Source organism: Streptomyces sp. NPDC029169, assembly GCF_055563935.1.
On record NZ_JBVHXA010000001.1, the window covers coordinates 103,485 to 127,691 of the forward strand.

Consider the following 24,207-nt stretch of genomic DNA (forward strand, 5'->3'; position numbering starts at 1 on the left):
CGGGTCTACGGCTGCCGTACGACGAGCACCGCGGCCACGTCGTCGTCGAGGCCGTGGGCGGCGTAGGCGTCCAGGTCGCGGTGGAGGAGGTCGGGGACGCGCGCGCCCGGCTCGTCCACCCAGTGGCTCAGCCGCTCCTGAAGCGGGTAGAAGGTGCCGGCCCGGTCGCGGGTCTCGCTCACCCCGTCGGTGTAGAGCAGCAGCCGGTCCCCCGCCACGAAGGGGACCTCCTCCACGTGATGGCGGGCGTCCAGGAGGCCGGACAGGTTGACCGGCAGCGACGGGTCGGCGAAGGGGACGGGCCGCACCCGGGTGCCGTGCTGGAGCAGGGGAGCCGGGTGGCCGCAGCTGAGGAGACGTGCGACGCCTCCGACGTCGGGGATCTCGACGAGGACGACGGTGGCGAAGCGTTCGGCCGCGTCGGAGTCGGGGTCCCAGGCGCCGTAGCGGCTGAGGCCCTCCTCCAGGCGGTCGGCGAGGGCGGCCAGGTCGGGGGCGTCGTTGACGGCGGCGCGGAAGGAGCCGAGCAGGACGGACGCGGTCTCCACGGCGCCGAGGCCCTTGCCCTGGACGTCGCCGAGCATCAGGCGTACGGCTCCGGGGACGCGCACGGCCTCGTAGAAGTCGCCGCCGATCCGGGCCTTGGCGGCGGCCGCGACGTACAGCAGATGGAGGTCGACCCGGCCGAGCCGGGGCGGGAGGGGACGCAGCACGACGCGCTGGGCGACCTCGGCGACGGCGGTGACCTCGCGCAGGTCCCGCTCGTAGCGGAGCCGGGCCCGGCTCACCCAGGCGGCGACCCCGGTCACCGCGGCCAGGGCCGCCTCGTTGGCGAGGATGTCGGGAGTGAACGGCTCACCGCTGCTCGCCCCGAGCAGCCCGCCCACCGCCATGGCGATCAGGCCGATGAGGACGGTGCCCCGGACGCTCCAGGTGACGGCGGCGAGGGCGGGGGCGGCGGCCAGGAGCCGGTCGTAGCGTTCCTCGTCGGCGGTGAGGACGTCGGCGAGCACCGTCAGGACCATGACCAGGACCGGAAGCGCCCGGCCGATGTTGATCTGCGTACGCCGCCGCGTCAGCGTGCGGCCGCGGTGATCACCAGAGGGCATCTCGTGATCGTACGCAGCGGGGGCGGCGGGGCCGGGGCGGCGGCGGGGCGTGTCCGGGGGGCACGGGGGTCGTGGATGCGGCGCGGCCGGGCAGTCCGAGCGCGGCGGCGACGCCGAGCGCGGCGACGACGGCCAGGACGAAACCGGCGGACGCGTCGAGCGTCATCATCAGGGTCGCGGTGGCGACGCCGAGCGCGGGACCGATGTTCATGGCGGTCTGCTGGAGTCCCCCGGCGACTCCGGCGTCGGCCACGGAGGCCCGGTGCACGACGACGGCGGTGGCGGTCGCCATGACCGTGCCGAACCCGGCACCCACGAGGGCGAAGCGGACACCGGTCGGCAGCGCGGCCGCGGAGCCGTCGAGGACGCCCAGGGCGAGCAGGGCGCCGCCCGCGACGGTCGTACGACGGGGGCCGAACCGGCGTTGCAGCAGAGCGGCGGCGGGCGCGGCGACGACCATGAGGACGGCGAGGGGCAGCACCCACAGGGCGCTGGTGAGGGGGTCGAGTCCGCGCACGTCCTGGAGGTGGTACGTCGCCCCGAAGAGCGTGCCGAAGAGGGCGGCGGACGCGGCGAGCAGGGCGGCGAGGCCCGCCACGACGGGCCGTGACCGCAGGAGGGCCGGCGGCAGGAGCGGCCGGTCCGTACACCGCTCATGCCACCCGAATCCCGCTCCGGCCGCGACGGCGACGGCGACCCCAAGGCCGTTCGCCATGGTCCACCCCGCCTCCGGCACCGCGACGAGCACGTGGACGAGCGAGCCGAGCGTCAGGGCGAGCAGCAGGGCGCCGGGCAGATCGAGCGACTCCCGGGAGTCAGCGGTTGCCGGACTCGCCACGGGGCGCACGGACGTGGCGGCCGATCCACCGCCGCGCGACGCGGGGGCGGTCGACCCGGGGGCGCCTGACGCGGAGGCGGTGGGCCCGGTGACGGCCGAAGCGGTGGCGCTCGACGCGGAGGCGGCCGGCGGGCCGATGCTCGGTGCGGGCGGGGCTGTCATCGAGGTGTCAGAGGCGGTCTGGATCTGCCGTGGATCTCCCTGCACGGCGGAGATCGACGTCGAAGCGCGCAGCGCCTTCGCGGCCCACGCCGATCCACCCCCCGCCCCCGCGGGCAGCCCCGTCGTCCGCCTCGGAAGCGCGGCGGACAGGAGGGCGACGGGGAGGGACGCGAGCGCTGTGAGGGCGAAGACCGAGCGCCAGCCGTAGGCCGTGACCAGGGCGCCGCCCACCAGGGGGCCCGCGGCGGCCGCGAGGCCGATCGCGCTCATGCGCAGGGCTATCGGCATGGCCAGGCGGTCGGGCGGGAAGGCCGCGCGGAGCATGCCCAGGGTGGCCGGCTGGAGGAGCGCCCCCGACACCCCCTGGAGGACCCGCAGGGCGATCACCCAGCCGATCCCCGGCGCGAGGGCGATCGCGGCCGAGGTGGCGGCGAAGCCGAGCGTGCCGAGGGCGAAGAGCCGCCGGTGCCCGTAGGTGTCGCCGAGCCGGCCCGCGAAGACGAGGAGGCTCGCGACCGCGACGAGGTACCCGGTGCTGGTCCACTGGACCTGGCCGAGGTCGGCGTCGAGATCGCGCTGGAGCGCGGGCTGGGCGATCGTGAGCACCGTGCCGTCGAGGGCCACGACAGCGGCGCCCACGACGCTGCAGGCGAGGGTCGCCCACCGCGGCCGTATCACCGTGCCCGCCCGTCGGCGCCGTGCCACCACGCCCGCCCACCGGCGCCGTGCCACCACGCCCGCCCACCGGCGCCGTATCACCGCGCCCGCCCATCGCGGCCGAGGTGCGCGTCGAGGGTGGCCCGGAGCAGCGGCTCCGCCTCGTCGGTGCCCGCGGCGAGCTGGAGGCTGCCCCAGGCCCAGAGCTGGGCGATGCCGTGCAGGTTCGCCCAGAGCGCGGCGGCGGCGACGGCCGGCTCGGGGGTGTCCCCGGGGCGGGCGCGGGCGACGAGCCGGGTCAGGAGGCCGAAGAGCGGCAGGCTCGTCTCGCGCAGCCCGAGCCGGCCGCTCTCCAGCAGGTCGTGCCGGAACATCAGCTCGTACATGCCGCGCCGGGTCAGGGCGAAGTCGAGATGGACGCGGGCGAGGGCGTCGAGCTGGGCACGGGCACCGTCGCGCCCCTCCGCCTCCTCCCCCACGGCGGCCCCGACGCGTGCCGCGAGTTCCGCGAAGCCCTCGCGGGCGATGGCCGACAGCAGATCGAGATGGGTCGGGAAGTACCGGCGTGGCGCCCCGTGGGAGACCCCGGCGCGCCGTGCGATCTCCCGCAGGGACAGGGCCTGCGCCCCTTCCACGTGCACCAGTTCGACCCCTGCGTCGATGAGTCGGCCGCGCAGTCCGGCCTCGGTCTCTTCTGTCATAGACACTGTCTACCAGCACTCGGTAGACAGTGTCTACCAAGATCGACGAGCCGCTCCGCTACACTCTTCGACAGCGAAGGGGAGTAGCCCCGCGAACCGGTCGTCGACACACTGGAGCCCTCGGGTTCCCGGTGGCCGGGTCCACGCGGAAGCGCGGACGGGCGAGACCTTCGGCCAGGCATTCACCATGTCCGCGTTCCGTGGGCGTGGTCCGTCATGCCGGGCCGAGTGGTTCTTCCCGTCGCCCACCGTGGTGCCGTGCGGATCCCGGGCCCGGACCGAGCAGAGAGCCCCCGGTATGCACCTCGACCCCTTGGCGATCCTCACCGCCTTCGGGCTGATCTTCCTCGCCGAGCTTCCCGACAAGACGATGTTCGCGTCCCTCGCGATGGGCACGCGCATGCGTCCGCTGTACGTCTGGTTCGGCACCTCGACCGCGTTCGTCACGCACGTGGCCATTGCCGTGGGCGCCGGCAGCCTCATCGGCCTGCTGCCCGACTGGGTCGTCAAGCTCGTCTCGGCCGTGCTGTTCGGCTTCGGCGCGTTCATGCTGCTGCGCGGCGGGGGCGACGACGACGAGCAGGACGAGGCGGGCGGCAGGACGGTGACGGGCTTCTGGCCGGTCTACTCGACCGCGTTCATGGCCGTCTTCATCAGCGAGTGGGGCGATCTGACGCAGATCACCACGGCCAACCTGGCCGCCACCAACGGCACCTGGCCCACGGCGATCGGCTCCGCCGCCGCCCTGATGAGCGTCTCGGCCCTCGCCCTGGTCGCCGGCCGCTTCATCGCCAAGCGCGTCCCGCTGAAGACCGTCCAGCGCATCGGCGGCCTGTGCATGGCGGGCCTGGCGATCTGGTCGCTCACGGAGATCTTCGTCGGCTGACACGTCGGCACATCGCCCAGCGCCCCCGGATCGGTCCGATCCGGGGGCGCTGTCGCGTTCCCGGACCCTCTCGGACCCTTGTTGAAGCACTGAATCACTGCTTCACTTCTTCTATGCCCTACCGACGCACTCCCGCCGTCCAGGCCCGGCTCGACGGCCGGCGCGCCACCGTCGTCGACGCGGCGCTCGGGCTGCTCGCCGAGCACGGGTACGCCGGCTGCACGATGGCCGCCGTCGCCGCGCGCGCCGGGATCGCGACCGGCAGCGTCTACCGGCACTTCCCCAGCAAGGCCGAGCTCGCCGTGGAGCTCTTCCGGACGGTCGTCTCGCGCGAGGTGGCCGCCGTGTCCGAGGCGGCGGCCCGCCCCGGGCACGCGGGGGCCGCCGAGCGGGTCGTCGCAGTCATCGAGACGTTCGCCCACCGCGCCCTGAAGTCGCCGCGGCTCGCGTACGCCCTGCTCGCCGAGCCCGTCGACCCGGCCGTGGACGCCGAACGGCTCGTCTTCCGGAGGGCGTTCCGCGACGTGTTCGCCGAGCGGATCGCCGAGGGGGTGCGGTCCGGACAACTGCCGCCGCAGAACGCCTCGTTGACGGCCTCTGCGCTGGTCGGGGCGGGCGCGGAGGCGCTCGTCGGACCGCTGGCGGAGGGGACGGTGGGGCCCGAGACCGTATCCGAGCTGGTCACCTTCACTCTGAGAGCCCTGGGAGTTCCCGATGCCGATCACGCATGAGGTCACCAACCAAGTCCCGCCGCTGACCGGTTACGACGTGTCCGCCGACCCGGCCCTCCTGGAGGGGCTGCACCGCGAGGGCGCGGGCTGGGCCGAGGCCGAGGTGCGCGAACTGGGTGTACGGGCCGGTGGCGAGGAGGCCCAGGAGTGGGGGCGGCTCGCCGAGCGCCACTCGCCGGTGCTCCACACGCACGACCGCTACGGCCACCGCGTCGACGAGGTCGAGTTCCACCCGTACTGGCACGAGCTGATGACCGTCGCCGTGCGGCACGGACTGCACGGGGCGCCGTGGCGCGACGATCGGCCCGGCGCCCATGTGGCGCGGGCGGCGAAGGTGTTCGTCTGGGGGCAGGCCGACCCCGGACATCTGTGCCCGATCTCGATGACGTACGCGGCGGTGCCCGCGCTCCGCGCGCAGCCCGACCTCGCCGAGGTGTACGAGCCGCTGCTCTCCTCCCCCGTCTACGACTTCGGGCTGCGTGAGCCGACCTCGAAGCGCGGCATCATCGCCGGGATGTCGATGACCGAGAAGCAGGGCGGCTCGGACGTCCGGGCGAACACGACGCGGGCGGTGCCGACCGGCGAGGACGGCTTCTACGCGCTCACCGGTCACAAGTGGTTCACCTCGGCGCCGATGTCCGACGTGTTCCTCACCCTGGCCCAGGCGCCGGGAGGACTGTCCTGCTTCCTCGTGCCCCGGGTGCTGCCCGACGGCACGCGGAACGCGATCCGGCTGCAGCGCTTGAAGGACAAGCTCGGCAACCGTTCCAACGCGTCGTCCGAGATCGAGTACGAGGGCGCGCTCGGCCGTCTCGTGGGCGAGGAGGGCCGGGGCGTGGCGACCATCATCAGGATGGTGAACATGACCCGGCTCGACTGCGCGGTCAGTTCGGCGTCCGGGATGCGCCAGGGTCTGGTGCAGGCGGTGCATCACGCCACGTACCGCAGCGCGTTCGGGGCGCGGCTGATCGACCAGCCGCTGATGACGAACGTCCTGGCCGACCTCGCGGTGGAGGCGGAGGCGGCGATCATCGCCGGTCTGCGGCTCGCCGGGGCGGTGGACCGGGCGGCCGCGGGTGACGCGGACGAGGAGCTGCTGCGCCGGATCGGGCTCGCAGTGACCAAGTACTGGGTGTGCAAGCGGGCTCCCGCGCACGCGGCCGAGGCGCTGGAGTGCCTGGGCGGGAACGGTTACGTCGAGGACTCGGGACTTCCCCGGCTCTACCGCGAGTCGCCGCTGCCCTCGATCTGGGAGGGCTCGGGCAACGTGGCCGCGCTGGACGTGCTGCGGGCGATGGGGCGTCAGCCGCAGGCGGTCGAGGCGTTCTTCGCGGAGGTCGGCCTCGCGGCGGGCGCCGACCACCGGCTCGACGCGGCGGCGGCGCGGCTGCGCAAGGACCTGAGCGACCTCGGCGACCCCGCCGCCGTCGAGTACCGCGCGCGGCGGCTGGTCGAGCGCATGGCCCTGGTCCTCCAGGGCTCGCTGCTCGTCCGCCACGGCCACCCGTCGGTCGCCGACGCCTTCTGCGCCTCCCGCCTGGACAGCGACTGGGGCATCGCCTTCGGCACCCTGCCGCCGGGCCTGGACACGACGTCGATCATCGCCCGCGCCACCCCGGAGCCTGCGGCCCCGCCGGCCTGATCCCACCCCTCGGTACGCGCGGACCGTGGCGCCCGGCACGGTCCGCGCCCCACGCCACGGCCCGCGGCGGCGCCACCGTCCACCGGCGGGAGCCGTCACCACTCACGGACGGCTATCAGCTCCTCCACGTCGGCGTCGGCGAAGCCGTAGGCCGTGGCGACAAACCAGAAGTTCTCGGCGATCTCCTCGCGGGCGACGGTCGCGTACCCCACCACCTGCTCGTTCGTGATCGTCACCTGGTCCTCTTCCCCTCGTGATCACCGGACGTGTCCATCGTGCACAAAGCCACTGACAACGCCGTTCGGATGCCACCCTGGAGGGACGTGCGTTCCGACCAGGAGTGGGTGGCCCTTGAGCACCGATCCGATCCACGATCCGATCCACAGGGAGCTGGACCGGCGCGCCGAGAAGGCGGCGGCTCAGGTGGTCGCCTGGCGGCGGCATCTGCACCGGCACCCGGAGCTCTCCAACCGCGAGGCCGGGACCGCGCGCCTGATCGCCGACCATCTGCGCTCCCTGGACCTGGACGAGGTCCGTACCGGCATCGCCGGGCACGGCGTGGTGGGGGTGTTGCGCGGCGGCGCGCCGGGCGAGCGGGTCGCGGCACTGCGGGCGGACACCGACGCGCTGCCTGTCGAGGACCTGTGCGGTACGGACTTCGCCTCGCGGGTCGTGGACGCCGACTACGCCGGCGGCCCGTTCCCCGTCTCGCACGCCTGCGGTCACGACTGCCACACCGCCATGCTCATGGGCGCCGCCACCGTGCTCGCCGGCGTGCGCGAACGGCTTCCGGGGACCGTGCTGTTCGTCTTCCAGCCCGCCGAGGAGGGCCCGCCGGTCACCGAGCGGGGCGGGGCGCGGGCGATGCTCGACGAGGGCGCGTGCGACGCTCCGGTGCCCACGATGACGTTCGGGATGCATGTCACGCCCTACCCCAAGGGGTACGTCGGGTACCGGGTGGGCAACCTGTACGGCGCCTCGACGCTGGTGAAGATCGTGGTCACCGGCAAGCAGACGCACGGCTCCACGCCCTGGCAGGGCGTCGACCCGATGCCGGCCGTGGGCGCGGTCCTGACCGGCATCGGACAGCTCTACAGGCAGGTCTCCGCGTTCGACCCGGTCACGGTGTCCATCGGCCACATCGAGGACGTCGGGCGGTTCAACATCATCGGCCAGACCGTCACCCTGTGGGGCACCGTCCGCTGCGCGGTCGAGTCGGACATGGCCGAGGTCAAAGGCCGCCTGGCCATCCTCGCCGAGCACACGGCGCGGGCGTACAACGCCACGGCCACGGTCGAGTATCTGCAGCCCGTCCCGCCCGTGCACAACAGCGCGGAGTGGGTCGCGGCGGGCCTTCCGACGATCCGCCGTGTGGTCGGCGAGGAGCGGACGGTGGAGACCGGGGCGACGCTCGGCTACGACGACGTGTCCGAGTTCGTGAACCGCTTCGGCGGCCTGTACGTGATGCTGGGCGTCCAGGACGCCACGCTGGACGCGGACGGCCACCCGGTCCCGCTGCCGGGCGGGCGCGGCCTGGTCACCAACCACAATCCGCACTTCTACGCCGACGACGACACGCTCGTCACCGGCGTCCGGCTGCACGCGCACGTGGCGTACGACCATCTGGCCGGAGCGCTGACTGTCTAGGGCAGTTCGGGTGGTTTGCGCAGGGCGCCGAGGTACACGCCGACGAGGATCAGCGGGGCGCCGATGAGCAGCGAGGCCGTGAGGGGTTCGTCGTCGAGCCAGGCGGACAGCATGATCGTGACGATGGGCACGATGACGAAGACGTACGCGGCCCGCGACGCGTCCCAGCGGTGGACCACGAACAGGAAGAGGACGAAGGTCAGCACGGAGCCGGCCACCACCAGGTAGGCCAGAGCCCACCAGGTCGCGGCGCGGTCCGGCAGCCGCCAGGTGTCGCCGGCCGCGAGCGAGCCGGCGAACAGCAGGACGGAGGCGGCCGTCATGCCCACCGCGTTCATCGTGACCGCGTGCACCTTCGGCAGCCGCCGCACCAGCACGGTCGCCTGGGCGAACGCCAGCACGCTGCCCAGGATCGCCAGGAAGGACAGCACGGGTACGCCGCCCTCCAGGGGTGCGCGCGAGATGACGGCGACCCCGGCGGTGGCGAGGACGGTGCCCACGGCGGCCATGAGCCGGAAGCGCTCGAGGCGCTGCGCCACGGCGAGCAGCAGCGTCGCGAGCGGTACGAGGGACAGGACCGTCTGGCCGAGCCCGGCGTGGATGCGGACCAGGGCGTAGTACGCGAGCGCGAAGGTCACGCCGAAGTTCAGGACGCCGAAGAGGACCGACCCGGCGAGCGCCCTGCCGCGCGGGAACTCCAGTCTGCGGACGGCCATCACGGCCAGCAGGAGCAGCGAGGCGGCACCGAACCGCACGGCCGCGCCCCACAGCGGATCGAGTTCGCGGTTGCTGAAGCGAACGCCGACCGCGTTCCCGCCCGCGAGCACCGATGCGGCCAGGAAGGCGACGAGCGTCGCGCGGTCGGTGGCAGGCTGCACCGGTTCACCGTAGCCGCGCCCCTTCCCCGCGGCCGTCCGGGACACACCGCCCCGGCGCCTCAGCGCCGTTCGGCGAAGCGCTGTTCGGCGACCGCCGCGGCGAAGGCCCGGATCAGCGCGTTCTCGGCGGCCGTCGGCCAGACGAGCCCGTACTCGATCCGCGGGGCGTCCCGCAGCGGTACGTAGGCGATGCCGGGGCGCGGGTGGTAGTCGGCGCCCCGTGCGGCACCCGAGGAGACTCCGCGTCCCGCGCTCACGTGGGAGAGGACCTCCTGCCAGGTGGCGGCGACCGGTCCGCGCGGGATGACGGCGCCGGACGGGGTGCGCCGGGGGTAGTGGGCGTCCAGCCAGTAACCGGGGTTGGCGCCCGCCGTGGTGACCATCGGGACGCCGGCGAGATCGTCGAGGCAGACCGCCTCCCGGCGGGCCAGGGGATGCGCGGCGGGTACGAGAAGGACCTGGGGTTCGGCGACGAGGACCGGGCCGGTCGTGAGCCCGGGTTCGCGGACGGGAAAGGCGGTGAACTGGAGGTCGAGTACGCCGTCGAGGAGGAGCCGGAACCCGCCGTCGAGCGGCACCTCCCGGACGGTGATCTCGCAGCCCGGGTGGTGGGCGAGGAAGGCGTCGGCGGCGGCAGTGAGCAGCTCGCCGCCCCAGGGGGTGCCGAAGCCCGCCCGGAGTGTGCCCCGTGCTCCCCGGCCCGCCGCGGTGGCCCGTTCCAGGGCGGCGAGGATCTGCCGGTGGGCGGGGTGGAGATCGTCGTACAGGTGGCGGCCCACCGGGGTCAGGCGGACGCTTCGGCTGCTGCGCTCGAAGAGAGGCGTGCCGACGCGGCGCTCCAGCTTCTTGACGGTCTGGCTGATCCGGCCGGTGGACACGCCGAGACGCTCGGCCGTGCGGCCGAAGTGGAGTTCCTCGGCGAGCGTCAGGAACGCCTCCAGTTCGTGCCGTTCGAGCATCGCCACGACCTCCATCGTTGAGTTGCGCTAAACGCCGCTTGCATTCTTGCACCTTGATCGGCAGGATCCGCGGACAGCAGCCTGGTGGTCATGCATCCGCCCGCCACCGCCGCGTCACAAGCCGCCACCCGCCCGGGAACCCGCCCAGCCATGCGGCCGAACGTCATGGTCATGACGGTGGCGGGGGCCGTCACCGTCGCCAACATCTACTTCCCCCAGCCTCTGCTCGATGCCATCGCCCGGGGCCTGGACGTCTCCCAGCACACCGCGGGGCTCGTCTCCTCGGCCGCCCAGCTCGGGTACGCGCTCGGCATCCTGCTCATCGTCCCGCTCGCCGACTCCGCCCGGCTGCGCCGCCTCACCACCGTCCTGCTCGCGGTGACCAGCGGCGGGCTGCTGGTGGCCGCGGCGGCGCCGAACGTCCTGACACTCACGGTCGCGACCCTCGCCGTCTCCACGACCACCGTGCTGCCGCAGGTCCTCACCCCGGTGGCGGCCGCCCTCGCCGGGCCCGGGGACCGCGGCCGGGTCGTGGGGCTCATCGGCCTGGGGCTCACCCTGGGCTCGACCGTCTCCCGTGCCGTCTCGGGTGCCGTCTCCGACGCCGGCGGGAGTTGGCGCACCGCCTATCTGCTGGCCGCGGCGGCGACGGCCGCCCTGCTGTTCGTGGTGCCCCGCAACCTGCCCGAGCGCGCCGGGCCCGCCGCGCACCGGCTGCCGTACCCACGGCTCCTCGCGAGCCTGTCCCGGCTCTTCGCCGAGCACCCTGAGGTACGGGTCTCGGCGCTGACCGGCGCCGCGGTCTTCGCCGCGTACAGCGTCTTCTGGGCGACGCTCGCCTTCCATCTGGCAGCCCCTCCGCTGGGCCTCGGCCCGGGGGTGGCGGGGCTCTTCGGGCTCCTGAGCCTGCCCGGGGCGCTGCTCTCGGCGTACGCGGGACGGCTCACCGACCGCTACGGAGCGGGCACGGTGAATGCCTGGTCGCTGCTCTGTGTGGCGGCCTCCTGCGCCGTCGTCGGGTTCGGGGCGCTCTCCCCCGTGGCACTCGTGATCGGCGCGAATCTGCTGATCCTGGGGACCAGCGCCTGTCAGGTGGCGAACCAGGCGCGGATCTTCGGCCTCGGCACCCAGGTCGCGGCCCGTGTCAACACCGTCTTCATGCTGTCCACGTTCGGTGGGGGCGCGGTCGGCTCGCTCACGGCGGTGTGGCTGTACGGAGCGTACGGCTGGACGGCGACGGTGGTGGCCGCGACGGGGTTCACGGCGTCGGCCGGCCTGGTGGTCGCGGTGACACGCCGTACCGCCCCGAGTTGCGTACCGGGCGACACGCGCGAGGCTGGGACTCACCACCCGCGCACCCCCGCAGGGAGAGACGATGCCTGACCTCGCGGCCCTCGCCGACGAACATCTGGCCAACGCGCGCACCGACCCGCACGGCCGGAGCGCCCATGTGGTGGTCCACGACGGGGTGCTCCGGCAGAGCGTGATCGCGCTGGTGTCCGGCACGGCGCTCGACGAGCACAACGCGCCGCCGGCCGGGAGTCTGCAGGTGCTGCGGGGGCGGGTGAACTTGACGGCGGCCGGGTGGTCCGAGGAGCTCTCGGCGGGAGACCTCCAGATGATCCCCAAGGAGCGGCACGGACTCGCCGCCCTGGAGGACGCCGTGGTCCTGCTGACCGCCGTCAACGATTAGGACCTGAGCTCAGACGGTCGCGTCCAGGTCCTCGGCGTAGTGCTCGATGGCGCGTCGGTACCGGCGTACCCGAGCGTCCTCGCTGGTGGCCGCGACCAGGCGCAGCAGCAGGCGCGTCGACTCGTGGTGCTCCCCGGCGTTGAACAGCGCCATCGCCAGGAACGTGCGCAGAGCGCCGTCGTCCGGGAACTCCTCGACCGCGCCGCGCAAGGTGGCGACGGCGTCCTCGTACCGGCCGAGGACGCGGAAGGTGCTGCCGAGACCGAGCAGCGCGCCCCGGCGGTCCTCCTCGGACAGTCCGGTGGCGCCGGCCGGCTTCAGCGCCCGCTCGTAGTAGGGCACGGCCTCGGCCTCCAGGCCGAGCACGTCATGCGCCCAGGCGGTCTGGTAGGCCACCTCGGCGTCGTCGGGACGGCGTGCGGCGAGCTCCACGAGCCGGTCCCGTGCCTCCTCCTGACGGCCCTGCTCGCGCAGTGCGACCGCCGCGGCGAGCAGGCCGTCCCGCTCGTCGTCCTTCATGCGTACGTCCATGGACGCATCGTCGCAGGTGGCCGACGAGGTCCGAGCGGTGGCTGCCAGATGACGGAACGCCACACTCCCGCCCGGTGGTTATGGCGGCCGGGCCCATAGGTGGCCCGCGCGGCCCGCCCCTAGTCTCCCGGCCACCACCACCCCGACATGCCGGGAGATCCCATGCGTCCACCCCACCCCCTCCGCCGGCTGACAGCCCTGCTGCTGTTCGCCGCCGCGACCCTGTTCCCCATCGCGACCCCCGCGGCGGCCGCCGCCCCCGTGCCCGTCCCCGGGCAGCTTCAGCCGTACAACGTCGACGCCGTCTACAGCGCGGGCATCTCGTCGGGCGGCTACATGGCCACGCAGCTCCATGTGGCGTACTCGGGCATGTTCAGCGGCTCGGCGGTGTTCGCCTCCGGACCGTACAACTGCGCCCAGAACACGCTCTCCACCGCCCTCAACGCCTGTATGAACACCACCCAGGACCTTCAGCTCGCGCAGCTGGAGCAGACCACGCGGAACTGGTCGGCGCAGGGCCTCGTCGACCCGGTCGCGAACCTCGCCGGCGATCCGGTGTACGTCTTCAGCGGCTCGGGCGACGCGACGGTGAAGCGTCCGGTGGCGGACGCGCTGGCCGACTACTACGGACGGTTCGGGGCGCGCGTCCGGTACGACCGGAGCACGGCGGCCGGTCACGCCTGGATCAGCCCGCTCGGCCCCAACTCCTGCACCGTCACGCAGAGTCCGTTCATCAACAACTGCGGCATCGACGCCGAGCGGGATCTGCTCGGCCATCTGCGGGGCTCCGTCGCCGCTCCGAGCACGACCCCCGGCGGCACGCTGATCCGGTTCGACCAGAACGTCTACGCCCCGGGCGGCGCCGCGGCCGCGCTGTCGCTGGACGACAACGGCTTCCTCTACGTACCGAAGTCCTGCTCCGACGGCGCGACCTGCTCCCTGATGGTGGCGCTGCACGGCTGCAAGCAGGGGTACGGGTACCAGGGCTTCGGGACCCAGTTCGTCGACAAGGCGTATCTCAACGAGTACGCCGACACCAACGACATGATCGTGCTCTATCCGCAGGCCGAGGCGACGGCCACGCTGGAGAACCCCAACGGCTGCTGGAACTGGTGGGGCTATCTGGGCGACTCCGCGTACGCCCGGCACGGGGGTAAGCAGATCGAGACCATCATGGGGATGGTGCGGGCGCTGCGCGGCTCCGCTCCCCCGCCGGTGACCGACCGGGTGACGCTGCCGAGCGTGGACGCGCAGGACGGCTATGTGAAGGCGGCGGCCGACGGTGCGGGTGCGGCTGTGGGCACGCTGGAGGACACGTACGGTCTGGCGCTCGGCCGTGGCACGGACGCGAAGGTGAACCGGACGCTGCTCTCCTTCGACACCTCGAAGATCCCGGCCGGCAAGGAGATCACCCGCGCGTATCTGACCGGGGCGCGCAGCAGCGGCTCGGGTGATCCGTGGGCGTCGCCCGCGGGCAACCGGCTCCTCGCGGATTTCACGACGGGCTGCTTCGGCGGGTGCGCGGTCGAGCCCTCGGACTGGTCGGCGCCCGCGACTGCCGGGGGCGGGGGGCAGATCGCCGCGTTCTCCTCGGGCTCCGCGACCTCCACGGACCTGTCGGCGCCCGCCCTCGCGGCCCTCGACCGCAGCGGCACCACGCAGGTGCGGCTGCGCTTCGAGTCGGCGCCTGCCTCGACCGCGTATCTCTTCGTGAACAAGGACACCCCGGTGACGCTCACGGTCGAGTACCGCTGACGCACCGACACCGGCCGGGCGGGTGCTCTGCGGAGCCCCAGGCGCGCTGCTACGTTTCCCGAATGCGACAAATGCCGCGCAGGCAGGCCGAAGTGGAATGAAGCCCCCGCCCATCGATCCGCGGGGGCTCTTCCGCAAGGTCGTCGCCCTCCTGCCGTGGCGGAGGCGGCGTGCCGGCACGGTCACGCTCCCCGAGGCCGGTGACGTCGAGCGGGAGCGGCTGCGGGATCTCGCCGCCCTCCTGTGCGAGCTGGGATCGGAGCTACTGCGGGCCAGCGAGCGGACGGCGGAGGTGGAGCGCGCCCTCCTCGACATCGCCGCCCGGTTCGGCCTGCGGGCGCGCTGCTTCATCGTCCCGACCGGTCTCTTCGTGCGGGTCGGCGGCGGGCCCGACGGGCGGGGCGGGGAGCTGGACTTCGCCCCGGTCGAGGGCCCCGCGCTGCGCCTGGACCAGGTGCAGACCCTGCAGTCCCTGGTCGGGCGGATGCGCGAGGAGGCGATGCCGTTCGAGGACGTACGGCGGGCGCTGCGCGCGGAGCGGGAGCAGCCGGAACGGTTCAGCCCGTCCGCCACCGTGCTCGGCTACGTGCTGCTCACCGTGGGTCTCGGGGTGATCCGGCACGCCACCGTCGCGGCCGTGATCGGGTACGCGGTGCTGGGCGCCGGGGTCGGTCTGCTGCGGCTCTTCGGGGACCGGCTTCCCGCCGCGCGTACCGCGCTTCCGGTCGTCGCCGCCGTCCTGGTCACGACGGTCTCGCTGCGCTGGGCGGGGCCGTTGCTGCACGAGGTGCCGACCGTGCTCTACGTTCCGCCGCTGATCGCGTTCCTGCCGGGCGCGGCCCTCACGCTCGGCGCGATCGAACTCGCCACGGGCGCCGCCCTGTCGGGCATCGCGCGCCTCGCGGGCGCCGTCAACGTCCTGCTGCTCCTCGCCCTCGGCATCCTGGTCGGCACCGAGCTGCTGCGGCCCCGGCCGCTCGGCGGACCGCGGTCGGAGACGCTGGGCGCCTGGGCGGCCTGGGCGGGGGTGCTGCTCCTCGGCTTCGGGTTCCTGCTGTACTTCTCCGCGCCGCCACGGGTCACCGGCTGGCTCCTCGCCGCCCTGCTGGTGGAGCGGTTCGTCCAGTCGGCGGCGACCGATCTGGCCGGGTCGACGTTCGGGGCGTTCGCCGCGGGGATGCTGCTCCCGCCGATGGCCGCCTGGATCGAGCGCCGTGCGCGAACCCCGGAACAGGTGGTGTTCCTGCCCTGCTTCTGGCTGCTCGTGCCCGGCGCCGTGGGTCTCACCACCGTGTCGGAGCTCATCGTCGAACGCGGTACGGCCGGGCTCTCCAGTCTCGTCGACACCGTGATCACCGTCGCGGCCATCGCCCTTGGCGTCCTCGTCGGCGCGGGTCTCCAGCGCCGGCCGCGGTTCCAGGTCGGCGAGCCCGCGCCGGGCGGCCGCGGCCCGGCTCACCCGATCGGAGGACGGGACGGCGGTGCGGTCCCGACGGACGAGATGCGCTGAATCCGCGTGCGGGGGCGGTGGGCGCCCGCCGGGGCCACGCTCCGTATGCGGGCTCCGCCGGGTGGGAAGCCCTGGTGGCTGGTCCAGTGGAGGGAGCACTGCCCGGACGTCGACGCACCTGGACGGCATCTCATGACCATGTCTCCCTTCGGTTCCTTCGGTGGACAGGACCCGTTCAACGATCTCCTCAACCGGTTCTTCGGCATGTCGCCCGCCGCCTCTCCCCCGGCCGTCCAGCGCGTACCGATCGGCAGGCTCCTGACGGACTCGGCGCGGGAACTGATCGGCCGCGCGTCCGCCCGCGCGTCCGAGGACGGCAGCGCCGATCTGGACACCGAGCACCTGCTCTGGGCCTGCACCCAGGTCGACCCGGCCCGTGGTCTGCTCGCCCAGGCGGGCGCCGAGCCGGACAAGCTGACCGCGTCCATCGCCGAGGTGCTGCCCGGCGAGAGCGGCGCCCCCTCGGCGGAGCCCGGGCTCACCCCGGCGGCCAAACGCGTCCTGCTGCGGGCGTACGAGCGCTCCCAGGAGTCGGGGGTCTCGTACATCGGACACGAACACATCCTGGGCGCCCTCCTCGACGACCCGAACTCGGCGGCCGCGAAGCTGCTCACGGCGTACGGGACGGATGTCGGCGGCCTGCGTTCGACCGCCGAGCGCGCGGTGCGGGCGGAGGGCGCACCGGCGGCCCGGCCGGAGGAGCGTCATCGACGAGACGATCATCTTCCACGGTCTGGACGAGGACGATCTCGGCGACATCCTCGACCTCCTGCTGCGCCAGAGCGAACACCGCGTCCACGCCCAGGGTCTGGAACTGGAGGTGACCGACGCGGCGAAGAAGCTGCTCGTCGCCCACGGCCACCAGCCGGAGTTCGGCGCCCGGCCGCTGCGCCGCACGATCCAGACAGAACTGGACAACCGCATCGCGGACCTGCTCCTCGGCGGCGTGGCGGACCCCGGCGACACGATCCTGGCGGACGTCCAGAACGACTCCCTGGTGTGCCGCGTGAAGAGGCCGGAAACCGGCTCGTCCGCGGCGTGACACCCCCTCAGCCCGCGGGGCACGGAAGTGCCGTCTCCCCTTCCGGCCCCGCGGCCCCATGCGATCTCCCTACTCGCTGCGCAGCGCCTCCGAGATCGTCAGCCGCGCCGCCCGTCGGGCCGGGAGCAGGGCGCCGAGGACCGCGAGGGTGACCCCGGCCAGGACCAGCAGGGCGAGCATCGGGGCGGCCCAGACGTCGAGGACCGACCTCGGGATGGTGACCAGCGCCGCCTCGGCCACCAGCGGGACGGCCACCCGGTGCGCGGCCATCCCGAGCGGGACGCCTATCAGACCGCCGACGAGTCCGAGCGCCGCCATGGAGGTGACCACCATGGCGATCACCTGACGTGGGGTCATGCCGATCGACTTGAGCATCCCCATGTCCCTGCGGCGCTCCCGCGTGTCGAGCACGACGGTGTTGAAGACGCCGAGGGCCGCGACCGTGCCGAGCATCAGGGACAGGGCCGTGGAGAGGCTGACGACGGCGACCGTGAAGGAAGCGGGCTCGTGGTAGATGGGGTAGAGACCGGCGCCGGCCGCCTTGTCCACCGCGGCCGCGTACTGCTGCGGTGTGGTGCCGGGGTCGAGCTTGATGTGGTACCGGTACTGGTGGGTCTGGGGCCGGTAGTCCGGGTCGAGCCGGGTGAGGGTCCCGCGGTCGAACTGCAGCCAGTTGGGATTTCCGTTCGTGATCGCGCCGACGACGGTCACCTCGGTCCGCTTCCCGTCCAGGACCAGGGTGAGCCGGTCGCCCACCTTCCGGCCGGTCTGGTTCAGGAACGCCGAGGCCACGACGGTCTCCCCGGCCCCCTTCAGCCACCGCCCCTCGACGAGCTGCCTGTCGTATCCGAGCTTCGCGTGATCGCCGCGCAGGAAGAACCCCTCGACTGCGTCTGTGCGTCCGGCCAGCGTGAGGGAGACGATGAGGTCCGGCGTCACCTCGGCCGCGCCGGGCACGGACCGCAGCAGCCTCTCCATCTCGGTGTCGCTCCGCTCCCTCGCCGTCTCCTCCTCGAAGAACGGGTTCGCCGGCCGCATGGTGAGGTCGACGTCCTCCTCGGAGGCCTCCGTCGCCTTCACGACCGTGTCGGCGAGGCCGCTCGCGAACGTCACCGTCATCACACCGAGGACCACGGCGGCCAGCGTCAGGGCGGTCCTGCCCGGCCGGGCGAAGGGCATGCCCAGGCCGAGGCTCACCGCGCGCGGCAGCCGCGACCCGCTCAGCCTGCGCTGGACGCGCAGTCCACGCCCGGTCCGGCGCGGAGCACTGCCCGCGCTGATCGCCTCCGTCGCGGACAGCCCGCGCGCCCGCAGCGCCGGGACGAGCGCGGCGAGCAGCACCACCAGCGGCATCCCGGTCAGCGCGAGCAGATGCACCCAGAGGCTGATGCCCTCTACGCGCAGACCGCTGCCCTGGAAGGCGCCGGACAGCAGGGGTCGGGCGGTGAGGTCGCCGAGGGCGGCGCCGAACAGACAGCCGGCGACGGCCGGGATCGAGACCATCAGGAGGTAGACGGCCATGACCTGACCGGGCGTGAAGCCCAGGGCCTTGAGTACGCCGATGTGCCGGAATCCGGAGACGACGGCGCCGCTGACGACGTTCGCCACGATCAGCACGGCCACCGCGAGGCCGAGGAGTCCGAAGACCACGAGGAACGGCACGTACGAGCCGGGTCCGGACGCCACCTCGCGCTTGATGGTGAGGTACGACTGCGAGGCGAGCAGCGACTCGGACGGCAGCGCGGAGTCGACCGCGGCGAGCCCGGCCGCCACATCGGCGTCCGTCGCGTGGGCGTCGAAGCGGTAGAGCATCTCGGTCATGGTGGGGCCGAGCGCGTCGACCTGGTCCGGTGAGACCCAGCCGTCGGCGCTGTTGCTCAGACTGTGCGCGTACCCCACGACGGTGAGGCTCGGCAGGCCGGGCACCTCGATCGTGTCGCCGAGCGGGAAGCCGGGGCTCTCCGCCTGGAAGGGCAGCAGGGCGGCCGCGGGCCGCGGGCCGTTGATGACGATCTCACCGGGCGCGGTGGCCCAGCGGCCCTTCCACAGATCGACACGGTCCACGTCCCCGCCGGGGCCCGAGCGCCCCACCACGTTGAACGGACCGACGAACGGGGGCGGGTTGCCCTCGGGGACCTGGAGGACTGCCACCGGGTACGGACCGGCTGCCGCCTCGACGCCGCGCGTCCCAGAGGCCTTGGCGAGCTGCGCGTCCGAGACCTTGGCCGAGTCGTACGCGGCGACGGCGTGCGCTCCGCGTTGCTGGGCGAAGCCCTTGTCGAAGGGTCCGTTCGCCGCGTCGAGGAGCCCGAGCGCCACGACGACGGTGGCGGTGGAGAAGAACACGACGAGGCCGATGACGAAGGTCTGGAGCCGGCGGCGCCGAACGGCCGCGCGCGAGGCGCGCCACACCGCGCTCATGCCGTGCGCTCCACGCTGCGCTCGCCGGCCACCCGGCCGTCGACCATGTCGACGATCCGGCCGGCGCAGCGCGCCGCCATCCGCTCGTCGTGGGTGACCATGAGCAGGGTCTGGCCGATCTGGTTGAGGTCGAGGAGCAGATCCATGATCTGTTCGCCGGCCCGGGTGTCGACGGCCCCCGTCGGCTCGTCCGCGAGCAGCAGCGCGGGCCGGTTCATGAGTGCGCGCGCGACCGCCACCCGCTGCCGCTCGCCGCCGCTGAGGACGGCCGGGTAGGCGTTGCGGCGGTCGGCGATGCCCAGTTCGTCGAGGAGTTCCAGGGCACGGCGGCGGGCCTGCGCGGCCGGGGTGCCGGTGAGCTGCGCGGCGAGGGCCACGTTGTCGAGGGCGGGCAGGTCGTCGAGCAGGTTGAAGAACTGGAACACCATGCCGATCCGGCGCCGCCGGAAGAGGGCCAGCTCCTTCTCCTTCATGCCGGTGAGCTCGTCGCCGTGGACGAGCACGCTTCCGGAGGTGGGCCGGTCGAGTCCGGCGACCATGTTCAGCAGGGTGGACTTGCCGCAGCCCGAGGGGCCCATGACGGCGACGGCCTCGCCGCTGCGGATCTCCAGCGAGACCCCGTCCAGGGCGGTCGTCTCGCCGAACTCCTTGCGTACGCCGTCGAGTCGTACGACGATCTGGTCCGCCCGGTCGGTGGCGGTGCCGATTTCCGTGGTCATGGCAGGAAGCTACGGTCCGCGTCCCGGGCAGGGCATCACTCCCCCGAGGTATCCGCCGGGCCGGGTCATCCTGGGGATGTACGCGGCTGCATCCCGATGATGATGCGGATGACCTGGCGTTCTGCAAGGGTGAACCCCGTGGGTGGATCGTGGGTGGGGTGGTGGGCCGGAGCTTCAGCGGTGCTTGGCGCCGTCGCCGGATGGCTCGCGGTCGCGCTGGTACGGGCCCGGCGGCTGCAGCGCAGGACGCTGGAGGACCGGCGCTGGCTGCTCGAACGGGAGCGGGAGAGCGCGGCCCGGATCGCGGTGGAGGACGAACGCGCCCGGATCGCCCGCGAGTTGCACGACATCGTCAGCCACAACGTGGCGCTGATGGTGGTGCAGGCCGGTGCGGCTCGCGAGGTGCTCGCCACGCTGCCGGAGGAGGCGGCGAAGGCCATCGAGGCGGTCGAGTCGGCGGGGCGCGACACGATGACCGAGCTGCGTCATCTGCTCGGGCTGCTGGCGCCCTCAGCGAGCGGCGAGGACGCGCCGTACGACGAGCCGCTCGCGGGGGAACTCTCCTCGCTCGCCCCGCAGCCAGGGCTGGGCCGGCTCGGTCCGCTGGTCGACCGGATCGCCTTCGCCGGGCTTCCGGTGGAGGTGCGGATCTCGGGCGAGCCGCGGCCGCTGCCGACCGGGGTGGATGTAACGGCGTACCGGATCGTGCAGGAGGCGCTGACGAACGCGCTCAAGCACGGGGACGGGGTGAGAGCGGAGGTGTCGGTGCGGTACGGGGAGCGGTATCTGCGGGTGGAGGTGCTCAACAGCGGGCCGAGCGTGCTCTCCGGCGACGCCGCGCCGAAGCTGTCGCCCGGGGACCGTGCGGGTGCGGGCCGCGGGCTGCTCGGACTGCGCGAAAGGGTCGCGGTGTACGGCGGTGAGCTGGACGCCCGTCGGCGCCTGGGCGGCGGCTACCGCGTCCGGGCCCGGATCCCGCTGGAGGGCGCATGACGGGCACGGGGGCGGAGCGAGTGGCCGCGCCGGCGCCTCGGGTGCTCATCGCCGACGACCAGGCCCTGATCCGTACCGGATTCCGGCTGATCCTGACCACGCGCGGCATCGAGGTCGTCGGGGAGGCCTCGGACGGGGCGGAGGCGGTGGCCGCGGCCCGGCGGCTGCGCCCGGACGTGGTCCTGATGGACATCCGGATGCCGGGGATGGACGGCCTGGAGGCGGCTCGCCGCATCCTGGCCGAGTCGCCGCGCTGCAAGGTGCTGATGCTGACGACCTTCGACCTCGACCGGTACGTGTACGCGGCGCTGGCCCTGGGCGCGAGCGGCTTTCTGCTGAAGGACGTGACGCCGGAGCATCTCGCCGCGTCCGTACGGCTGGTGGACACGGGCGACGCGCTGCTCGCGCCCTCGATCACCCGCCGCCTGGTGGAGCGCTTCGCGGGCGGCGACCGCGCTCCGGGCGCGGTCGGCAGTGTGCCCGCGGTCCACCGTGATCTGGCGGCGCTCACACCCCGGGAGCGGGAGGTGCTCACGCTGATGGGGCGCGGGCTCTCCAACACGGAGCTGGCCGAGGTGCTGACGTTGAGCGAGGCGACGGTGAAGACCCATGTGGCCCGGATCTTCGCGAAGCTGGCGCTGCGCGACCGGGCCCAGGCGGTGGTGCTCGCGTACGAGACGGGCCTGGTCACCCCGGGCGGCGCGACGGAGGGCTGAGCGGCGCGGCTGTCAAGAGGACCTGGTCCATTCGAGCGTCACCCGGAGGTTCGCGCTGCTGCTGCCTTTGACGATGAGCGCGGTCAGTCCCCCCGCGTCCAGGCCGAGTTCGCAGCCGAACTCCACGGTCGCCCTGTCGGGCGCCGCCTGGCGCAGCGCGTGGCTGAGCTGGCCGGCGAACGAGGACAGGGCGCGGGTGACGCCGGAGAGATCGGGGACGCGGTCGCCCAGCCCCTCGAGCTCCGAGTCGGGGCCGAGCCGCTCCGCCTCCACGTAGAGCACGGCGCCTTCGACCTCGACCCTGGTGACGTCCCGCATCACGGCTCCCTCCGGGGGTGGCTGGCGAGCAGATCGTCAGTATCACCGAGGGGTGGTCGGAGCGCGGGCAGCCAGGCTCCCGAGGCGTGGCGGGGTTCAGCGCGGGGTGTCCGCGCTGGGCGCGAAGGCCTCGCCGTGACCGGGGACGATCAGCGCCGGCGCCAGGTCGAGAACGGCCCGCCGCGAGGCGTGCAGGGCGTCCGGGTCGGTGGCGTAGGGGTCCTCGACGGGGCCCTCCGCGGACCACCAGAGGTGGGTGAGCACGACCAGGCCGTCCGCCGTGTCGACAAGGGTGCTGATGTCCTCCGAGGTGTGTCCCGGGGTGGCTTTGAGCCGGATGGACGGCGAGAGCACGAATCCGTCGGCCGGCCGGTCGATCCAGAGGTCGTCCTCGTAGATGGCCCAGTGGTCGTGGTAGCGGGCGGCGGGGAAGAGGGCGGCGTTGATGGTGTGGTCGGGGTGGTGGTGGCTGAACACGACGTCGGTGACCTGTTCCGGCCGTAGACCGGCGGCGGCGAGCGGGGCGAGGATCAGCTTGCGGTCGGCGACCGTCCCCGGGTCGACGACGACCACGGTGTCCCCGTCGCGCAGGAGGCTGACGGTGGAGGCGGTACGCGGGCCGACGTATCCCGCGGTGAGGATGGTCAACGAGGCGGTCATGGGCGCACGTTAGCGCGAGGGATCTTGCGTGACGCTCGGATTTCAGCCAGGGACGGGGAGCTTTTCGCCACATTCGCGCTCCCGCTCGCAGACGGCCGTGCGGCCCGGGCCCCGGCCCGCACGCCCCGTCCCGCCCCGTCCCGTCCCGCCCCGGCTTAGCTCCGGCTGCCTCAGCGCGGCGGTTCCGGAAGCTCCTCGCCCGTCTCCAGGAGGGACTTGAGGCTGGAGATCAGGGCCGGCCAGCCCTCGCCGATCATGCCGCGCATCGTGCCGTCGGGCTCCAGGTCGTCGTGGACGACGGTGAGCTTGACCATGTCTCCGGCCGGTTCGATGTCGAAAGTCACCTTCGAGCGGCGCTCCTGGGCGAGCTTCGCGTACACCTCGTCACCGATGCCGACCGCTTCGGCCCACGCGGGCGTGAAGGTGTGCCACGTGTATGAGAGACGGCGGCCGGGCTCGGCCACGAGGACGACCTGCTCCGGGTCGCTCGTCTTCCGGCCACCTTCGTCCCAGACCATCGGCGATCCGGCGAGCCAGGTCGTCTCGAAGGCCACGCCCCAGTAGCGCCGGGTGAAGGAGGGATCGGTCAGGGCCTGCCAGAGCTCGTCGGGGGTGGTGCGGATGTAGGCGGTGTAGACGAACGCGTTGCTGTCCATCGGGTTCTGCTCCAATGCTGACTTCAGGTCGGCGAGCACGTTGACGCGCTCGCGGGCGTACCGGCTGATCCAGCGGTCCCCGATGGCGTGGATCGGAGCGGCGTTCAGGTAGTGCAGCTTCTCCCGTCCCCGCCGCACCGTGACCACCAGCCCCGCCGCCTCCAGGAGCGCCAGATGCTTGCTGACGGACTGCCGTGCCATGTCCAGGCCCGCGCAGAGTTCGCGCAGGGTCTGGCCGTTGCGGGCGTTCAGGCTGTCGAGCAGCCGGCGCCGGCTGGCATCGGCCAGCGCCTTGAACACCTCGTCCATCGCCCCACCTCAACATGCAGCCTTTTAGCTGCCTCTACGATAGGCAGCCGATTGGCTGCATGTCAACGACCCACACCGACGACCGACCGCCCTGGCGGCCGCAGGGCCGCCACCACCAGGCCTTCCACCTCCTCCACCGAGACACCTCCACCTCTGACAACCCGGTCGAGCACGAGCCCGTCCACGCACGCGAGCAGCGCGAGCGTCCGGCCCTCGGGGTCCTCGACACCCTGGGCGGCGAGGAAGCGGCGGACCGCGTCGCGCCCCGGGTTCTCCCGTGGAACCAGGATTTCGCGGAGTTCGGGGTCCCGCACGCTCTCGACGGTGCAGGCATAGCGGGCGAGGGAACGACGCCGGCCCTCGCCGGTGAGCCGCGCGGTGACGAGCGCCGTGACGCCGTCGACGAGTTCGGCCGCGGAACGCAGCTCGTGGACACGCTCCCCCGCCGCGCGCAGCTCGGCCTGGTCCAACTCGACCAGGCGCCGGACGAGCGCGGTCAGCAGGGCCGAACGGGTGCGGTAGTACGCGGAGGTGGTACCGGCCGGGAGTCCGGCGGCGGCGTCGACGGCACGGTGGGTCAGCCCACGCATCCCGGCGTCGGCGAGCACGCCGAGCGCGGCGTCGGCGAGGAGGGTGCGGCGGTCGGAGGCGGGGCGCGTCCCGGCAGGGCGGCT

23 protein-coding genes and 2 pseudogenes are annotated in these 24,207 nt (G+C 73.2%); 12 read left to right on the plus strand and 13 right to left on the minus strand.

Annotated features, from left to right (window positions below; translation table 11 throughout):
• Positions 1–5: 5 nt before the first annotated feature.
• The 3 genes from ACZ4VI_RS00450 to ACZ4VI_RS00460 form a co-directional block, all read right to left on the minus strand.
• A complete protein-coding gene (locus tag ACZ4VI_RS00450) occupies positions 6–1,109 on the minus strand; it encodes a PP2C family protein-serine/threonine phosphatase (protein ID WP_467995260.1) in 1,104 nt (367 codons plus the stop codon).
• Entirely contained in the window at positions 1,096–2,787 is a 1,692-nt protein-coding gene (locus tag ACZ4VI_RS00455; protein ID WP_467995261.1) for an MFS transporter, read from the minus strand. The genes ACZ4VI_RS00450 and ACZ4VI_RS00455 overlap by 14 nt, the downstream gene beginning before the upstream one ends.
• A gap of 77 nt (positions 2,788–2,864) precedes the next feature.
• Positions 2,865–3,467 carry a TetR/AcrR family transcriptional regulator gene (locus tag ACZ4VI_RS00460; RefSeq protein ID WP_467995263.1) on the minus strand — a complete coding sequence of 201 codons (603 nt, stop codon included), beginning with the start codon at positions 3,465–3,467 and terminating at the stop codon, positions 2,865–2,867.
• Positions 3,468–3,765: 298 nt separating this feature from the next.
• Between ACZ4VI_RS00460 and ACZ4VI_RS00465 the strand changes: the two genes are divergently transcribed.
• The 3 genes from ACZ4VI_RS00465 to ACZ4VI_RS00475 all read left to right on the plus strand — a co-directional run bounded on the left by ACZ4VI_RS00465 (position 3,766) and on the right by ACZ4VI_RS00475 (position 6,726).
• The gene (locus tag ACZ4VI_RS00465) at positions 3,766–4,353 is read left to right on the plus strand and encodes a TMEM165/GDT1 family protein (protein ID WP_467995265.1); all 588 of its coding nucleotides are present in this window, start codon (positions 3,766–3,768) and stop codon (positions 4,351–4,353) included.
• 113 nt (positions 4,354–4,466) lie between these two features.
• The gene (locus ACZ4VI_RS00470) at positions 4,467–5,084 is read left to right on the plus strand and encodes a TetR family transcriptional regulator (protein ID WP_467995266.1); all 618 of its coding nucleotides are present in this window, start codon (positions 4,467–4,469) and stop codon (positions 5,082–5,084) included.
• Complete coding sequence (locus ACZ4VI_RS00475; protein ID WP_467995268.1) at positions 5,068–6,726, plus strand: acyl-CoA dehydrogenase family protein; 1,659 nt, start codon at positions 5,068–5,070, stop codon at positions 6,724–6,726. Before ACZ4VI_RS00470 ends, ACZ4VI_RS00475 begins: the two co-directional genes overlap by 17 nt.
• 95 nt (positions 6,727–6,821) lie before the next feature.
• Here ACZ4VI_RS00475 and ACZ4VI_RS00480 read toward each other — a convergent pair.
• Positions 6,822–6,926 (minus strand): annotated as a pseudogene (locus tag ACZ4VI_RS00480) (DUF5713 family protein); the annotation flags it as partial.
• 151 nt (positions 6,927–7,077) lie between these two features.
• Here ACZ4VI_RS00480 and ACZ4VI_RS00485 point away from each other — a divergent pair.
• Positions 7,078–8,373: a M20 metallopeptidase family protein gene (locus ACZ4VI_RS00485; RefSeq protein WP_467995270.1), complete on the plus strand. Its 1,296-nt coding sequence runs from the start codon at positions 7,078–7,080 to the stop codon at positions 8,371–8,373.
• Here ACZ4VI_RS00485 and ACZ4VI_RS00490 read toward each other — a convergent pair.
• Positions 8,370–9,251 carry a DMT family transporter gene (locus ACZ4VI_RS00490; RefSeq protein ID WP_467995272.1) on the minus strand — a complete coding sequence of 294 codons (882 nt, stop codon included), beginning with the start codon at positions 9,249–9,251 and terminating at the stop codon, positions 8,370–8,372. The genes ACZ4VI_RS00485 and ACZ4VI_RS00490 overlap by 4 nt on opposite strands.
• Positions 9,252–9,310: 59 nt before the next feature.
• The gene (locus tag ACZ4VI_RS00495) at positions 9,311–10,210 is read right to left on the minus strand and encodes a LysR family transcriptional regulator (RefSeq protein WP_467996245.1); all 900 of its coding nucleotides are present in this window, start codon (positions 10,208–10,210) and stop codon (positions 9,311–9,313) included.
• 150 nt (positions 10,211–10,360) lie between these two features.
• Between ACZ4VI_RS00495 and ACZ4VI_RS00500 the strand changes: the two genes are divergently transcribed.
• Both ACZ4VI_RS00500 and ACZ4VI_RS00505 read left to right on the plus strand, forming a co-directional pair.
• Positions 10,361–11,593, plus strand: coding sequence for an MFS transporter (locus ACZ4VI_RS00500; RefSeq protein ID WP_467995273.1), 1,233 nt, complete (start codon positions 10,361–10,363; stop codon positions 11,591–11,593).
• Positions 11,586–11,903 carry a cupin domain-containing protein gene (locus ACZ4VI_RS00505; protein ID WP_467995275.1) on the plus strand — a complete coding sequence of 106 codons (318 nt, stop codon included), beginning with the start codon at positions 11,586–11,588 and terminating at the stop codon, positions 11,901–11,903. Before ACZ4VI_RS00500 ends, ACZ4VI_RS00505 begins: the two co-directional genes overlap by 8 nt.
• 9 nt (positions 11,904–11,912) lie before the next feature.
• Here ACZ4VI_RS00505 and ACZ4VI_RS00510 read toward each other — a convergent pair whose 3' ends face one another.
• Positions 11,913–12,434 carry a tetratricopeptide repeat protein gene (locus ACZ4VI_RS00510; RefSeq protein WP_467995277.1) on the minus strand — a complete coding sequence of 174 codons (522 nt, stop codon included), beginning with the start codon at positions 12,432–12,434 and terminating at the stop codon, positions 11,913–11,915.
• Positions 12,435–12,596: 162 nt separating this feature from the next.
• Here ACZ4VI_RS00510 and ACZ4VI_RS00515 point away from each other — a divergent pair, with 162 nt between their 5' ends.
• From ACZ4VI_RS00515 to ACZ4VI_RS00530, 4 genes and pseudogenes are all read left to right on the plus strand, one after another.
• A complete protein-coding gene (locus tag ACZ4VI_RS00515; protein WP_467995279.1) occupies positions 12,597–14,189 on the plus strand; it encodes an extracellular catalytic domain type 2 short-chain-length polyhydroxyalkanoate depolymerase in 1,593 nt (530 codons plus the stop codon).
• Positions 14,190–14,286: 97 nt separating this feature from the next.
• A complete protein-coding gene (locus ACZ4VI_RS00520) occupies positions 14,287–15,699 on the plus strand; it encodes a threonine/serine exporter family protein (RefSeq protein WP_467995280.1) in 1,413 nt (470 codons plus the stop codon).
• Positions 15,700–15,831: 132 nt separating this feature from the next.
• Positions 15,832–16,398: pseudogene (locus ACZ4VI_RS00525) on the plus strand (Clp protease N-terminal domain-containing protein); the annotation flags it as partial.
• On the plus strand, positions 16,328–16,741 hold the full coding sequence (locus ACZ4VI_RS00530) for a hypothetical protein (RefSeq protein ID WP_467995282.1): 414 nt from the start codon (positions 16,328–16,330) through the stop codon (positions 16,739–16,741). The pseudogene ACZ4VI_RS00525 and the gene ACZ4VI_RS00530, both read left to right, overlap by 71 nt.
• Before the next feature lie 69 nt (positions 16,742–16,810).
• Here the strand turns inward: ACZ4VI_RS00530 and ACZ4VI_RS00535 are convergent, their stop codons facing one another.
• Both ACZ4VI_RS00535 and ACZ4VI_RS00540 read right to left on the minus strand, forming a co-directional pair.
• Complete coding sequence (locus tag ACZ4VI_RS00535; RefSeq protein ID WP_467995283.1) at positions 16,811–19,162, minus strand: FtsX-like permease family protein; 2,352 nt, start codon at positions 19,160–19,162, stop codon at positions 16,811–16,813.
• Positions 19,159–19,881 (minus strand): ABC transporter ATP-binding protein, encoded by a 723-nt coding sequence (locus tag ACZ4VI_RS00540; protein ID WP_467995285.1) that lies wholly within the window; start codon positions 19,879–19,881, stop codon positions 19,159–19,161. The genes ACZ4VI_RS00535 and ACZ4VI_RS00540 overlap by 4 nt, the downstream gene beginning before the upstream one ends.
• Before the next feature lie 180 nt (positions 19,882–20,061).
• Here ACZ4VI_RS00540 and ACZ4VI_RS00545 point away from each other — a divergent pair, with 180 nt between their 5' ends.
• Entirely contained in the window at positions 20,062–20,874 is an 813-nt protein-coding gene (locus ACZ4VI_RS00545) for a sensor histidine kinase (protein WP_467995287.1), read from the plus strand.
• Positions 20,871–21,590: a response regulator gene (locus tag ACZ4VI_RS00550; protein WP_467995289.1), complete on the plus strand. Its 720-nt coding sequence runs from the start codon at positions 20,871–20,873 to the stop codon at positions 21,588–21,590. Before ACZ4VI_RS00545 ends, ACZ4VI_RS00550 begins: the two co-directional genes overlap by 4 nt.
• 12 nt (positions 21,591–21,602) lie before the next feature.
• Here the strand turns inward: ACZ4VI_RS00550 and ACZ4VI_RS00555 are convergent, their stop codons facing one another.
• The 4 genes from ACZ4VI_RS00555 to ACZ4VI_RS00570 all read right to left on the minus strand — a co-directional run bounded on the left by ACZ4VI_RS00555 (position 21,603) and on the right by ACZ4VI_RS00570 (position 24,123).
• Positions 21,603–21,908 (minus strand): CU044_2847 family protein, encoded by a 306-nt coding sequence (locus ACZ4VI_RS00555; protein ID WP_467995291.1) that lies wholly within the window; start codon positions 21,906–21,908, stop codon positions 21,603–21,605.
• 96 nt (positions 21,909–22,004) lie between these two features.
• Positions 22,005–22,568 (minus strand): MBL fold metallo-hydrolase, encoded by a 564-nt coding sequence (locus ACZ4VI_RS00560; protein WP_467995292.1) that lies wholly within the window; start codon positions 22,566–22,568, stop codon positions 22,005–22,007.
• 170 nt (positions 22,569–22,738) lie between these two features.
• Positions 22,739–23,533: an ArsR/SmtB family transcription factor gene (locus ACZ4VI_RS00565; protein ID WP_467995294.1), complete on the minus strand. Its 795-nt coding sequence runs from the start codon at positions 23,531–23,533 to the stop codon at positions 22,739–22,741.
• A gap of 62 nt (positions 23,534–23,595) precedes the next feature.
• The gene (locus ACZ4VI_RS00570; RefSeq protein ID WP_467996247.1) at positions 23,596–24,123 is read right to left on the minus strand and encodes a TetR/AcrR family transcriptional regulator; all 528 of its coding nucleotides are present in this window, start codon (positions 24,121–24,123) and stop codon (positions 23,596–23,598) included.
• Positions 24,124–24,207 lie beyond the last annotated feature (84 nt).